Annotated in this window: 9 protein-coding genes; 8 read left to right on the top strand and 1 reads right to left on the bottom strand. The window is 51.7% G+C overall.

Features of this window, described 5'->3' with window-relative positions:
- Positions 1-26: 26 nt before the first annotated feature.
- Genes EL268_RS03910 through EL268_RS03945 form a run of 8 tightly spaced genes read left to right on the top strand, consistent with a single transcriptional unit; the run spans position 27 to position 12,520 of the window.
- Complete coding sequence (locus EL268_RS03910) at positions 27-2,402, top strand: DUF7408 domain-containing protein (protein WP_232030248.1); 2,376 nt, start codon at positions 27-29, stop codon at positions 2,400-2,402.
- Positions 2,399-3,325 carry an ABC transporter ATP-binding protein gene (locus tag EL268_RS03915; protein WP_106656138.1) on the top strand — a complete coding sequence of 309 codons (927 nt, stop codon included), beginning with the start codon at positions 2,399-2,401 and terminating at the stop codon, positions 3,323-3,325. Before EL268_RS03910 ends, EL268_RS03915 begins: the two co-directional genes overlap by 4 nt.
- Positions 3,322-4,182, top strand: coding sequence for an ABC transporter permease (locus EL268_RS03920; RefSeq protein ID WP_106656139.1), 861 nt, complete (start codon positions 3,322-3,324; stop codon positions 4,180-4,182). Before EL268_RS03915 ends, EL268_RS03920 begins: the two co-directional genes overlap by 4 nt.
- 3 nt (positions 4,183-4,185) lie before the next feature.
- Positions 4,186-5,907 (top strand): coiled-coil domain-containing protein, encoded by a 1,722-nt coding sequence (locus tag EL268_RS03925; RefSeq protein ID WP_106656140.1) that lies wholly within the window; start codon positions 4,186-4,188, stop codon positions 5,905-5,907.
- 30 nt (positions 5,908-5,937) lie between these two features.
- Positions 5,938-6,921, top strand: a complete 984-nt coding sequence (locus EL268_RS03930) for an AAA family ATPase (protein ID WP_106656141.1) — start codon at positions 5,938-5,940, stop codon at positions 6,919-6,921.
- Positions 6,918-7,799 carry a DUF58 domain-containing protein gene (locus EL268_RS03935; RefSeq protein ID WP_106656142.1) on the top strand — a complete coding sequence of 294 codons (882 nt, stop codon included), beginning with the start codon at positions 6,918-6,920 and terminating at the stop codon, positions 7,797-7,799. Before EL268_RS03930 ends, EL268_RS03935 begins: the two co-directional genes overlap by 4 nt.
- A gap of 16 nt (positions 7,800-7,815) precedes the next feature.
- Positions 7,816-9,690: a vWA domain-containing protein gene (locus EL268_RS03940; protein ID WP_106656143.1), complete on the top strand. Its 1,875-nt coding sequence runs from the start codon at positions 7,816-7,818 to the stop codon at positions 9,688-9,690.
- Positions 9,680-12,520, top strand: a complete 2,841-nt coding sequence (locus tag EL268_RS03945) for a VWA domain-containing protein (protein WP_106656144.1) — start codon at positions 9,680-9,682, stop codon at positions 12,518-12,520. Before EL268_RS03940 ends, EL268_RS03945 begins: the two co-directional genes overlap by 11 nt.
- Before the next feature lie 60 nt (positions 12,521-12,580).
- Here EL268_RS03945 and EL268_RS03950 read toward each other — a convergent pair whose 3' ends face one another.
- Positions 12,581-14,704, bottom strand: coding sequence for a multicopper oxidase family protein (locus tag EL268_RS03950; RefSeq protein ID WP_106656145.1), 2,124 nt, complete (start codon positions 14,702-14,704; stop codon positions 12,581-12,583).
- Positions 14,705-14,914: the final 210 nt, after the last annotated feature.

The raw sequence follows: 14,914 nt of genomic DNA on the forward strand, positions 1-14,914 counted from the left end.
GAATGGACCGTGGAGGTTTTGAACGAATGAAAACGGCGCAGTGCAAGCGGTGGCTCCTGGCTTTCTGTGCGTTCCTCCTGTTGGTAGCAGGTGTTCCTTTAGGATTGACGGGGACAGCCTTGGCAGAGGGAAACATTCAGCTAGGAGTAACAGTCGGAATTGAAGGAAAGTACAGGGACACGGGGATGGTACCCGTTGTGGTCACGGTGAGAAATGGAGGGGCAGATATCGAAGGCGAGCTTTTTGTCGCCACGGGAGAACGGGGAGACAGTCGCTTCGAAGTTGCCAATTATCAGCCGGTTTCGATTGCAAGCGGAGTGACCAAGCAGGTAACGATTATCGTTCCTGGATCAGAGCTGCATGGCAATTCTTTTGTGGCCTTGATGCAAAATAACAAGATGATCGCACAAACTCCGGTAACCGGCGTTTCATACAGCGAAGATACGCTGATGATCGGGGTGCTGGCAGAAAATCCTGACACAGCTAACTTCCTGGGTGTACTGCCGAAAGGCTCTATTCATAACCCGGTCCAGCTCTTGACGATGAAGGCAGACAATATGCCAGTGACAGGTACTCAGCTACAGATGCTCAATATGCTCGTTATCAATAATTTTGCTTTGGATGCATTGAATGAACAACAGATTAAAGCGGTTCGGGATTGGACGAATTCTGGCGGGATACTGATTTTAGCCGGAGGAGCGCAGTACAAGAAAGCTGGAGGCGTTTTGGCTGACTTGTCGCCAGTAGAAGTGACTGGAGTGACGAGCGTACAGACACTTTCCAGTTTAAAAGCGGATAAGACCAATCCAATTGCACTGACATCCCCCTTTACGGTAAGCAATGGGACTGTGAAGGCAGGGAAAGTTCTGTACAGCGAAGGAAATATTCCGCTGATGGCTGTCCATAACGTGGGAGCCGGAAAAGTATTGTACGTCGCCTATGATTTGGCGGCGGAACCAGTAGCCAGCTGGGCAGGAAACAGCCGCTTTTGGGCGGATACACTAGTAAAGGCTTTTGGTTCTTCCATCAACGCTTCAAATAGAAGCATGATTGACAACGTATGGCCGCTTCAGGATGCTGCTGATCGAGTCCCATCCTTGAAAATTCCAGAGGTTGGCTGGTTCGCCGTATTTTTCGGAATTTATGCCCTGGTTGCAGGGCCAGTTCTTTTCTATATTTTGCGGAGAGGCCGCAAGCAAAGCTACATGTGGGTAATCGTCCCTGCCCTTTCGGTGTTGGCGGGAATCGGAATCTTCTCGATCGGTGCCATCCAGCGGGGGGTGGGTGTAAAGCTGCACCAGGTGGGCTATATTGAGCTGCAAAACAACGGACAGGCAAATGCATTGAGCGTAACCGCATTATTCGTACCGAGTAATGACGACTATCGTTTGACTATAAAGGGGGAGGGTATGACCCAACCTGTCACTGAAAGAGATTATCTCGATCAAATTCCGAAAACGTGGATTTCCATACAGCCAGATCAGACCCATATTGATTTCCGAGATGTAGAATTCTGGTCGATGCGTAAGGTTGCGACGGAGCAATCCTTATCGGACGTAGGAAAAATAGAATCGAACCTGTCGTATGAGAACGGTGCACTGAAAGGAACCGTGACGAACCATACGAAGTACTCGCTAAGAGACGTGACGATCTCTACGGGTATGCAGGTACAAGAGTTTTCACAGTTGGCGGCTGGCAGCAGTATCGAAGTGAACTTGCCGTTTGCTCCTCAACAACAAGCAAGACGGAACCAACATCGGATGAATATGGGGCATGCTCTGCCGCAGCACATGCAATCGAATGGCTATGAAAGAGAAACCCGTGAGCAACTCATTGTGGAAATGCTGGACATGATGGACAGACGTGGTGGTCAGTCTGAAGTGGTAAAACTCGTGGGCTGGACCGAAGAGCAAGTTGTAGAGGCTGTCGTAGAAAACGAAAATACGGAGAACAGCAGCATTGCGATGGTCACTTCGACGCTGCAAGTGAATCCATCCAAGGACGGACACATTTATTATCCAACGGGGTCGTTTGATGTGACGATGTCGGGCAGCTCAGTTCCGGTAGATGATTTCGGCGATGGCTTTAGACTTCCTGCCGGGGATATTACCTTTGACATCAATCTGAATCAGGAAGGACAGGATCTTGCCATCAGCAATTTGTACCTGTATACCTGGTCAGAGGACAATACGACATTTCAAAAAGAGGTTTACAACTGGAAGACAAAAGCTTTCGAACCATTTGAAAAAGCATTCATGAACAACGTGATGACAAGCGACAAGACCACTACTTATGTTTCGGGCGACGGCATTGTCCGCATCAAATTTGCCCACCAGTTTGAGGATGAACGCCACATTGGGGTTCCAAGTGTCAGTGTGGAAGGGAAGGTGAGCAAGAAGTGATCCAGATCCAAAATTTGCGCAAGCGCTACGGCAAAATGGAAGCGCTAAAAGGACTTTCGCTCGAAATTGACAAGGGTACCGTTTTTGGTTTCGTCGGTCCGAACGGGGCAGGAAAATCGACGACGATGTCCATTTTGGCGACTTTATTGGAGCCGACCAGTGGGAAAGCATACGTAGGCGGCTACGAAGTGACCAAGCATCCAAAGGAAGTGCGCAAGCTGATTGGCTACATGCCAGACTTTTTTGGTGTCTACGACAATTTGACAGCAGAAGAGTACCTTGATTTTTACGCGGCGAACTACGATATTCCGGGAGCAGAGCGAAAACAAATCATTCCGCAGTTATTAGAGCTGGTGAATCTCACGCACAAGCGGGATGCCTACGTCGACTCGTTGTCGCGAGGGATGAAGCAGCGCCTTGGACTGGCCCGCTCGCTGGTTCACAATCCGGAAGTGCTCATTCTGGACGAACCAGCTTCTGGTTTGGACCCTCGTGCTCGCATCGAGCTGCGGGAGATTTTGAAGGAACTGCGGGACATGGGCAAGACGATTATCATTAGCTCGCACATATTGCCTGAGCTAGCGGAGATGTGCGACGTCATCGGGATTGTGGAGGAAGGCAATCTGGTTGCCTTTGGACGAGTCGATGAGATTTACTCGAAAATGCAAGAACAGCGGGTATTGCGTATTCGCCTGTTGGATCGGGTTGATGAAGCAATGACGCGCTTGCGTGAGATGCCCGTCATTACTAGGGTGACACGCGAAGGGAACTGGGTCGTTGCAGGCTTTTCAGGAAATGACGAAGAACAGGTTGAGCTGCTGCGGGAGCTTGCGGTGTCAGGCTACCCTGTTGCCGCGTTTAATGAGGCAGTTGGTGATTTGGAAGAAATCTTCCTGGAAATTACGAAAGGGGTGGGCTCATGAGCGACTTGAGACGATTTCGCAACCCTGTCTTGTTCAATGAATGGAAAATGCGGATGCGGACCAATCGGTCACCGTGGATCATCCTGCTCTATTTGCTCGTTTTGGGTGCAATGACGCTCACGCTGATTTTCTTTATGACAAACGGCGGCAGCTACTACAACCCGAATGATACACGCGAGCTGTTCATGATGCTGTCTGTGTTTCAGCTCGGGATGATCTGCTTCGTCGTGCCGGGATTGACGGCAGGTGTGATTTCCGGTGAGCGCGAACGTCAGACGTTGAGTGTGCTGTTGACCACGAATGTCAGCGCCACACGATTGATTTTAGGCAAATGGCTGGCATCGCTCAGCTTCATGACCTTTCTGGTCATTGCGACCATCCCGCTCTATGCCATCGTCTTTTTGTATGGAGGAATTTCACCTGCACAAGTGATCAAGGTGTTTGGCTTTTACGTCATTACGATGTTCGGCATCGGCAGCATTGGTGTGCTCATGTCCACGCTGATCAAACGGACTGGTATCGCTACGGTCGTCACTTATGCCGTGGTGTTCGGATATGCGATCGGATCGAGCATACTGGCGGAAATTATCAAAGAGTTCATTCGGTACCAGCGCCGGTCGGGCGCCATGTCATCCGCGACCATGCCGGACTGGCCAGATCTCCTGCATAATTTCAATCCATTGTTTGCAATGTTGAACATTTTTGAAGAAGGGCCGCAGATCAGAATTGGGAATGTGGACCCGTACGCGGTTTACTGCCTGTTTTTCGGGATCATTACACTGTTCTGCCTTTTACTCTCCATCTATCTCATTCAGCCAGTGAAACCGAGATTTCGCAAAGTAAAAGAGGAGCAATAAGCCATGTTTACCGCTAAAGCGAACGACGAGCTGAAGTCACTGCTTGCACCCATTCGAAAGCAACTGGGCTTGCGTGTATGGATACAGCAGCTAACGGTCTATGGTTTGTGGGGAATCGGGGCGAGTCTGGTGCTCCTCCTCCTTGCCCGCGTCTGGCCGATTCCGTTTTACCAATGGATCGCGGTTGTGCTGCCAGTGCTTGTTGTCCTCACAGGTCTGGTGCGTGCGCTTTGGATACGCCCTACCTGGCTCCAATGTGCGCAAGTGGCAGACGGTAATGGTTTGGCCCAGCGAGTCGTCACAGCATGGGAGAATCAAGAGAATCAGTCGATGGTAGCGGGTATGCAGAGGGAAGACGCCCTGCAGCATCTGCGTAAAAATTTGCCGCATATCGTAGAGAGCGTCCGCATCTGGTCGCTGGTCCAAAGAAAGGTGTATGTCACAAGCAGCTTGCTATTGGTATGCCTGGTGCTGTTTCTTTGGCCGAATCCTCAAGACTTGCGGCTGGCCCAGATGGCAGAGGAAAAGAAAGCAGTCGCGCAGGTTGAGGAAGAAGTAGAGGCAATCAAGCAGGAAGTGAAAAAGAATACAGGCTTAACCGACGCGCAGAAAAAGCAGCTGGAGGAAATGCTGGAGCAGGCAAAAAAGGCTATGGCGAAAGCAGACGACCCGGCAGAACGGCAAAATGCATTGCGCGCTGCGGAAAAACAATTGGAGAAGGTCAGAGATGCAGAGCAGCGCAAAGAAAAAGCACTGCAAGCACTCCAGCGCAGCTTGGGTAATCAAGAAGGGACAAAAGCTTTGGCTGGCGCGATGGAAGCGAAAGATCGACAAGCGATGACCGAGGCCTTGGCACAAATGGCAAAAGCCATGGAAAGCATGCCGCAAAAAGAGCGGGAAGAGATCGCTCGCGAACTCGCAAGTGCAGCAGAGCAATTGAAAAAAGAGGCAGAGTCTGCCGATTCGAAGGAGCTGGAGGATATCGCCAAACAACTGGCGGAGGCAGCCCAGCAAACAGCCCAAGGACAAGTGCCTCAAGCGATGACTGCGCTCGAGAACAGCTTGATGCAAGCTATGACGGGCATCCAGCAATCTCAGCAAGCCATGCTCGCAGCTATACATGCCGCTGCTTCGCTCAATCAGTCGCAAATGACGCTTGCCAGTGCAGGCGCACAAGCAGGAAATGCTGGAGCGAGTGGAGCAGGGGCAGGAACGGCAGCAACAGGCCAGGCGACTCCAGCATCGGGGACACCCGGGAATCAGCCAACTGCGGCAACACCGGGAGCAGGTGCTAATCCCAATCAAGGGGCGAACCCGGCAAACCAGCCTGGGAACGGAAACAATGGCTCGGGGCAGGGGAATGGCAACGGAAACGGCAACGGCAATGGAAGCGGCAATGGAAATGGAAATGGCTCTGGTGGTCAAGGAAGCGGTCAAGGCGGCGGGGCCGGGTTAGGAAAAGGCAAACACGAGCTCGTTACCGTCCCGGCAGAGCGCATAGGTGGAGAAAACGGACCTGTTGATACAGTCGGAGGTCCACTCGGGTCAGGACCTTCCCAGTCGCAGCAAAGCGGAAACACACAAGTTTCCTCGGGTGGAACGCTGCCGTACGAGGAAGTGTACGGCCAATATGAGCAATTTGCCCGCGAGAGTATGGAAAAAGGCAGTATTCCCGGCGATTATCAACAGATCGTGAAGGATTATTTCAGCAAAATAGAGCCTTAGATCATTCAACAACAGGAAGGAGACACGGCGATGGCGCAGCAAACGCTAGAGGATTGCTTGCAGCGAGTAGAGCTTGTCAGGCAGGAAATTGGAAAGGTATTGGTAGGACAAAAAGATGTGGTCGAGCAACTTCTGTGGGCCGTGTTTGCAGGTGGGCATGCGCTCTTGGAAGGCGTACCCGGCTTGGGCAAAACGCTGCTTGTTCGGACACTGTCCCAAGCCTTCGAGCTGTCGTTTCAGCGGATTCAGTTCACACCGGACCTGATGCCGACAGACATTACTGGAACGAACATCCTGTTGGTCGACGAGAAGGGACAGCAGTCCTTCCAGTTCCAACATGGTCCGATCTTCGCTCATGTCGTGCTGGCTGACGAAATCAACCGGGCGACGCCAAAGACGCAAAGCGCCCTGTTGGAGGCCATGCAAGAGCGAACGGTTTCAGCTGGGGGAGTGACTCGTCTGTTGCCAGAGCCGTTCTTCGTTCTCGCGACACAGAACCCGCTGGAGCAGGAAGGGACATTTCCGTTGCCAGAAGCGCAAATGGACCGCTTTTTATTGAAGATCGATGTCCCGTATCCGACGGAAGAAGAACTGAAAATGATCGTGCGGCAAACGACCACGAGCCAAGTGATCACCGTGGAAAAAGTGGCTTCAGCCGAGCAAATTGCTGAGATTCAGCAGGCAGCGCGTGAAGTGCTGGTTGCCGATGCGGTACTGGATTACGCCGTGAAGCTGCTTTTAGCGACGCATCCGGGGGAACAGGCGATTGCTTCGGTGAACAAATATGTGCGAAACGGTGCGGGGCCGCGTGGCGTGCAGGCAATTGTCTCCTTGGCAAAGGTACGTGCATTATTGGCTGGGCGATACAATCTGGCGTACGAGGACGTGACAGCAGTTGCTCTACCAGCGTTGCGCCACCGTATTTTCCTCAATTTTGAAGGAGAGGCGAACGGCATCCGACCAGACCGCGTCATTATGGATATTTTGGACGAACTGGGGACGCAGAAGGTATGAATCAACACCTGCTTGATCCGTCATGGCTCGCCAGACTGGAGCGAATGCAGATGGCTAGTCGCAAAGCGGTCAGCGGCAGCCAGGCAGGAAAACGAAGGGCGAGACAGCTGGGCAGCTCCATGGAGTTCGCAGACTTTCGGGCGTATGTTCCCGGCGATGATTTGCGGCAGCTCGATTGGAATGCGTATGCCCGTTCAGGCAAGCTGTTTTTGAAAAAGTACTTGGATGAAACAGAGCTTCATGTGAACTTGTATATCGATTGCAGTCGTTCGATGAGCTACGGGCAACCGAACAAAATGGTCCGTGCTGTGGAGATTGCCGCGGCACTTGGTTATTTGTCTCTGTGCCACCTCGATCATGTGTCGGTCTATGCATTTGACAGCCGAATGACGGCAGCACTTACCGGGCTGCAAGGAAAGAGCCAGGCGCATCGCTTGCTCAGCTTCTTATCTTCCCTGCAAGAAGGGGGAGCAGGGGATATTCAAACGGCAATGCGCCAGCCCGGGGCTGTCAGCGGCAAAGCTGGAACTTCCATCGTGCTGTCGGACTTTTTGTTCGAGTCAGGCTATACGGAAGGCATCGCGTATTTGCAGGCGGCCAGACAAGAGGTCACGCTGGTCCAGGTGCTTTCCAAAGAAGAGCTTGCGCCCGAGTATGCAGGAGAGCTGCGGTTGATAGATTCAGAGACTGGGCAAGCAAAAGAAGTATCCCTGACGAGCCTTTTGATGGAAGAATACCACAAGAGCTTGCGAGATTATCAACAAGAACTGTCCGCGTTTGCTTATGGAAGAGGGATCGCCTGCGTGTCTGTAGAGGCCGAACAATCGCTGGAATCGATTGTCTTCCATGTCTTTCGTCAGGCCGGCTTGATTCGCTAGAGAGGAGAGAGACAACATGCAGTGGATGGGTTTGGGCAACTTGTGGTTTGCGCTGATTATCCCGGCCATCATCGTCCTTTACCTGCTCAAGCGAAAAGTAGAGGATCGTGTCATACCAAGTACACTCCTGTGGCAGCGCACGATGCAAAACTGGGAAGCGGTGAAACCGTGGGAAAGACTGCGGCGCAGCCTGTTGTTGCTGCTGCAACTGCTCGCTGCCTGCTTGCTCGTGCTGGCTTTGATACGACCGGCCGTTCCCACTGAGGGAATCACATCCGACCATACGATTTTGGTCGTGGATACATCAGGGAGCATGATGGCGAAGGAAGGGAACGAGACGCGGCTGGAACGAGCAGTGTCACAGGCAAAAGCACTCGTAGAGAAGCTGGGAAGCGGCCAGACGATGACCCTCATCGAGGCAGGGCGTGAGCCGAATGTTTTGGTTTCCAAAAGTGCAGACAAAGAGCCGCTCTTGCACGCCATCGAAAAGCTTGTGCCTTTTTCCGGGACATCCGATCAAATCGCTGCGTTGTCATTAGCGGGAGCCATTGCAGAGAATGAACCAGGCAGTGGAGTGGTTTGGATGGGGGACGGAAGCGGGGAACGCAAGCTGGATGGAGGCTCAGTCCCTGCTTTTTCCGGGAGCTTTCAGTTCATGCAGATGGGGAGCACCCGCGAGAATACGTCAATCGGTATTTTTGTAACCCAGCCTACGGAAAAAGGGGTAGAGGGACTGCTGCGGGTGGACAATCATGGCAGTATGCCTGCGAAAGGAAAAGTCACTGTTTTTGATGAGCAAGACAAGCTGCTGGATACCGATTCTTTTGCGATTGGAGCAGGCAGCTCCCAGACATTTTCATTTCAGAAGCTGGCGGTATCTAGCGTTTATCGTGCAGTCATCGAACCGGAGCAGGACGGCCTTTCCCAGGATGATGTCATGTGGAGTGTGCCATTCGCTGCCGGGAAAGGAAAAGCAGCGTTGTATTCGCCAGAGGGGAACCGCTTCCTCCATCAAGTATTGCAGACAGTCGGAAGTCTTGAGGTAGAAACGATTCAGCAGGCACCGGATGCTGCGGCGGCAGCGCGTGACTTGTGGGTTTTTGACGGAGTTGTACCAGACCAGCTGCCAAAAGGAAACATTTTGTTGATTGCTCCGAACAAGAAAACAGAGTGGTTGCCGCTTGCTGGAGAAAAAGAACTGGATCAACAGCCAAGGCCAGTTTCCCCGGATGACCCGCTGCTCAAGCACGTCGATTGGCGGGATGTGCACGTCGCCAAAGGATACGTATTGGACGAGATGCCTGGTATGAAGCCATTGGTACGCGCAGGCGATGTCGATCTGGTCAGAGCGGGGATCATAGACGGTCGACGAGTGGTCATCATCGGATTTGATTTGCATGCATCGGACTTTCCGCTTCGTCCTGCTTTTCCGATTTTCATGCAAAATGTCGTCAACTGGCTGTCTCCTGGTCAAACAGCCCCAATCCCCACGGCACATCCGGGAGAGGTCTTGACCATCCCCCTCTCACCAGGAGCGACAACACGTACCTTGACGTATCCGAATGGACACCAGCAGTCTCTTGCGGAGGACGCCACTTCCAAAACGATGCAGCTACCGGAGCTGACAGGGTTGTATCGCCTTGACGAAGGGGTAGATACAGGGACCAAAAGTACGTACTTTACTGTCCAAATGAATGAGGAAGAATCGAATATTACACCAAAGTCTGTAAGCGTAGCCCGGAAGAATGCAGAAGAACAAAAGGAGAGTGAGGAAGCAACAGCGACTGACACAACAGGAGCACTGGGAACGAAGGAGTTGACCTATTGGTTGGCAGCTTTTGCTCTCTTGGTGTTATTGGTGGAATGGAGGGTGTATCAGCGTGGGTATTAACTTTATACAGCCGCTATTCCTGTTGCTATTGCTTCTCGTTGCGTACGTCATCATTAGCTGGTGGCGACATCAAAAGCAAATGCCAATCGGCAGAAAGTGGACAATTGCAGCCATTCGCTCGCTCTTGTTCCTCCTTCTGGTTTTGGCGTTGGCAGGGACACAGCTGCTGACACCTGTTCAGGCGAAAACGATTGTGTTTGTTGTAGATCGATCGGCTTCCATGAAGGACGATCCGCGTGTTCTCTCCTTTTTACGGGAGGCGATCGGGCAAAAGCAAGCAGCAGATAAGTATGCTGTCATTGCAGTAGGTGCGGAGGCGGCAGTCGATCAACCGTTGACGACACGCCAAGAGGTACAGCCCTTGGGCGTGGATGTCAACCGGAATGCAACCAATTTGGCAGAAGGAATCCGATTGGCGTCTGCCATGATCCCTACCAATGCCAGAGGTAAAGTCGTCTTGCTGACAGATGGTCTGGAAACAAACGGAGATGCGGCACGGCAGACGAGACTGGCGAGGGAGCGAGGAATCGCTGTAGAGGCTGTTTCCTTGCAGCAGCCTCACGGGGATGAGGTCGTTCTTACATCTGTACAGGTACCGCAAAGACTGTATGCGGGAGAGGAATACGGCATCACCGTTGATGTGGAGAGTACGATAGCGACCGAGGCAACCCTTCGCCTGTATGAAGGCAATCGCGAGGCGGGCCAGCAAACGGTACAGATCGGCAAGGGCAACAACCGCTTCGTTTTTTCGCAAAAAGCGATGCAGCAGGGTTTCCATCGCTATCGCGTGGAAATCGAGCCGCGACAAGATACCGTAGCGGCGAACAATCAGGCTACAGCCTATACGCAGGTAGCCGGGGCACCAGTCATACTCGTAGCCGAAGGGCATCCAGGTGCCGCAAGTAACCTCGTTCAAGCGCTGGAAGCGGGCAATATCAAGGTAGAGGTGCGCGATCTCGCACTGCTGCCAAAGGAGCTTGAGGGCTACAAGCAATTTGCCTCCATTGTACTGGCAGATGTGCCCGCTACCAGCATGACGGATGCGGATATGGAACGCATGCGGACCGCTGTACGTGATTTGGGCATTGGTTTGATCATGACAGGCGGTAAAGATAGCTTCGGCATGGGTGGCTGGTTCCAGACACCAATCGAAGAGGCATTACCTGTTCACATGGATTTAAAAGGGAAGGAACAGCTCCCTTCACTCGGACTTCAGCTGGTCATCGACAAGTCGGGCAGTATGAGCGCAGATGCCAGAGGGGCGGATAAGATGGCACTGGCCAGGGAAGCTGCGATTCGAGCGACAACCATGATGAATGCACAAGACCACATCGGAGTGATCGCCTTTGATGATACGCCATGGGATGTCGTAGCTCCACAGTCCGTCACGAAGCTGGACGAAATCCAACAGCAGATCAGCAGAATCCAAGCGGATGGCGGGACCGATATTTTCCCTGCCTTACAGCTGGGCTACGAACGTGTAAAAGCGATGAACACGCAGCGTAAGCACGTGATCTTGCTCACCGATGGGCAGTCTGCGCTCAACGATGATTACGAGGGCCTGCTGCAGCAAATGACGGCTGAAAATATTACCGTTTCAACAGTGGCATTGGGTGATGATTCGGATAGGTCGCTGCTGGAGATGATTGCCGAGTTAGGAAAAGGCAGATATTACTTTGCAAACGATGCCGAATCCATCCCGAAAATCTTCAGTAAAGAAACAGCCTTAGCCAGCCGTACGTTTATTGTGGAGAAGCCTCAAGTACCAGGCTATACAGGGGTGGGAGCTTGGCCTGCGCTGAAGCAGACATTACCTCCGGTGCGTGCGTATATAGCAACGACACCGAAGCAAACAGCCGAATCATCGTTGATGAGTGCTGACGATGATCCGATTCTCACCCGTTGGCAGTACGGTCTGGGACGTTCTGTCGCCTGGACGAGTGATCTGGAAGGGAAGTGGTCACCGGACTGGGTGGCTTGGGGAGGAAACAGCCGTCTGTGGAACGAAATCGTGGCATGGACTTTCCCGCAAATTACAGAAGGCACTTGGAAGACGACTACGAGCGTGAACGGCGCAAAAGGCAATGTGAGGGTGACGATGCCAGCTGGTGGAAGCATGCCTCAAGAGATGGAGGCAGTTGTTCTCAATCAAGAGATGAAGCGCGAGGTCATCAAGCTTAAACCGGTTGCCCCAGGCGTCATGGAGGGTGAATTCGAGACGGCTGATCCGGGCACTTACATGATTCAGATCTCACAAAAAAATCAAGGCCGTGTCATGGCGAGCCAAACGACAGGCTTGACCGTTTCCTATTCACCGGAATACGGAATACATGCCGATGGAGAGAAAGAACTTCAAGAGTGGCTAAGTACTGGTGGAGGGAATCAGATCACCAAACCAGAAGAGGCTTTTGGTGGCACGCTTCCTGATAAATGGGACACACAGTCAATCAGTGAGTGGTTGCTGATGTTGGCGGCTTTGCTGCTGCCGATTGATATCGCCGTTCGCCGCCTGCAGTTGCCGGATCAATGGTGGGCAAGGCTATCTGGTCTATGGAGATTGCGCAGGTCCACATCTGCCGATTCTGAACAACAGGCAGTATTGTCTCGCCTCGGCGAGAAGCGCTCTGCGACAAGACGGATACGCGAAGAGCGGACAGATGACCAGAAAGTCGTATCTGCTCCCCTTATTCATCCGGTAGGGACGGCTGGAACTCGGGTGAAGCCAGCAACAGTCAAGAACGAGCAGGCAAAAGAGAAACAGGAGAAGCAAACCCAGCCTGACGAAACGCTAAACAGACTATTGGCGGCCAAGAACCGGAAAAAGTCTTAGTAACAGACAAAAACAGCAGCCTGGCGAAAATCGCTACGGACTGCTGTTTTCTTTTTTGGGCTACTCTTCATACACGAGCGGGATTGCTATACCAAAAGCAGTCTCACCTTTAGGCAGATTCCCTTCCATAGATGCACCAGGATTATTCGCGCGGAAAGCAACTTCATAGGTTTCACCTGGCGCTACCTGGAGAGTGTCCGTCCACCATGGACTTCCTGTAACCTTTTTGCCGTCCCGACTCAAGATGAGCATGTGATGACCGTGGAGATACATCGATTGATTCTGGAAGCTGCGGTTGACGAAGGTCAGCTTTATGAGATCGCCCTCTTCAATCATTAGTGGTGTCTCAGGAAGCAAGTCGCCATTTACGGTCGACAAGCGCTTGAATTGACCGTCATAAAACCCATACTGACCATCAATGAGTAGTTGATATTCCCGATCAAAATGGGAAGAGAGATCAAAAGGAAGGGCAATCGGACTGCCGTAACGTGCAGGGTCAAAGACAGAAACCTCTGCATCTAAGAAGGGCACAGCATCTTCAGACCCGTCTGGACTTAAGAGCAGCCCTTTGTCTTGCTGGTTTGCAGCTGGAGCAAATAGTACGGGACGATTAGGCATCGTAAACTGAATGTCGTATCGACCGCCTGCCCCCGGCTGCAAGGCTTGGTTGGCAATCAAATTCGGTTCGTTTACTTCGGTTCCGTCAATCGCTACTACTTGAAAAGGAGTTCCTTGCAGCAAATAAGTGACAGGAGCATTTTCAGCGTTTATAAAGCGAAGGCGAACCGTTGTGCCAGGAGCAATCGTTTCGATTTTTCGCGTATGTGAGCCGTTTAATGTCGCGCCTGCCTTTTCGTCCTTGTGATGAATCATGGCGATGTCGCGGATGGCTGCGCCTGTAGTCGTCACCTCGGCTGGCTCGATCACAAGGGCACCGAACAGCCCGTTCACTACTTGCTCAGGAATTTGCTGATGAGAATAATACCAATACGTTCCGGTTTGTTCTGCGCGAAAACGATAAACCGATTTTTCTCCTTTTGCAAGGCGATTATAGCTAGCGGGAGTCTGCATGCCATGCCAGTGGATGTCTATCCCTTCGGAAATATCCTTGTTCAGAAGGGTGATCTCGACGAGCTCCCCTTGCTTTATACGCAGCTCAGGTCCGGGATATTGGCCATTCAGGGTCCATGCTTCTACGGTTTTGCCTGATGCTTGATGGATGGTTGTTTTCTGTGCGTTCAGCGAAAACGTTCGATCAGGGTTTCCTTGTTTTAGTTCTGTTGGTGCATCGACACTTCTAAGTTTCCCTGTGGAGGGTATCGAATGGGCACTTGCCTTTACAGGGAAAGCGAAATCGGGGAGAGCGTGATCGTCTTGATTCTGACCTTCCAAAGGTGGTTGATCGGGAAGGCGACTCGCTATCATCGCTTGATTTCCCCAGATCGTCGCAATAAAAGCAGTCATCAGGAGAAACGCGGCAAAACGGATAAAGCGGAGCAGACGGCGTGGTTTTACCCAGTTTTCTGCAGTGGAGTGGTATTGATGCTTCCACGATTGCCGAATCCAGAGCAGGGACACTCCGGCTAATAATACGCCCCAAGCGAGAAACAAAATGGACGGTTCCAACGTAACAGCAGGAAAAAAGACTTGAAGGAAGAGGGCAATCAGACAGCCTAAGATGCTAGCTTGCAGCGGAACGAGCAATTCGGGGCAAGATGCGTCTCCTCGCCATTCTGCATCTAATGCGTCGTCCAGATCCGGCGATTTTGCTTTTGCTGGCCTAACATTTTTCTCTTGTAACAAAATTCGGGTATATTCCGTATCTACTTGTGACTGTCTTGAATCCTTGCTGCCTTTCCCGGCCAACTCCCACAGTCGTGGAAAAGTAGAGAGCAGGCAACAAAGCAATGGAACAAAAATAAAAGGTAAAAAGCCAAGCAGCTTATCCTTTATGTAAAGCCAACCAAAGGATTCGAACAAAACCCACGTCATTACCAAATGCCCCCCAAATACAAAAAGGGCCGACCATAAAAAACATAGAGTGATGCGAGCACTGCTTATGAAAGCCCGTTTCGTCGGACGGAAAACGAGCTGGTTTGCCATGATTGTCGGGAGCAGCATGACGATGAGAAGGACCAGAAACAATCCTTGATGAATCCCGGCAAGCACTTCAAAATCAGCCATGATCAGTTCCTCCTGTTTACCAGTTCGATACTAATGATATAGAGAAACGGCTGAGGACCAAACGTACCGAGGCAGTATTTTCACTCCGCCTTAAGTCGGAGAAGTGCACTTGATCTACATAAAGGATATACATTACCATTTTGGTATTCATTTTCGGTTTATCAGAATATTGGGAAGGGGACTTTTTTCATGTCCTTTGATTTTGTACAA

The sequence above is a fragment of the Brevibacillus brevis genome, assembly GCF_900637055.1.
Lineage (GTDB): Bacteria > Bacillota > Bacilli > Brevibacillales > Brevibacillaceae > Brevibacillus > Brevibacillus brevis.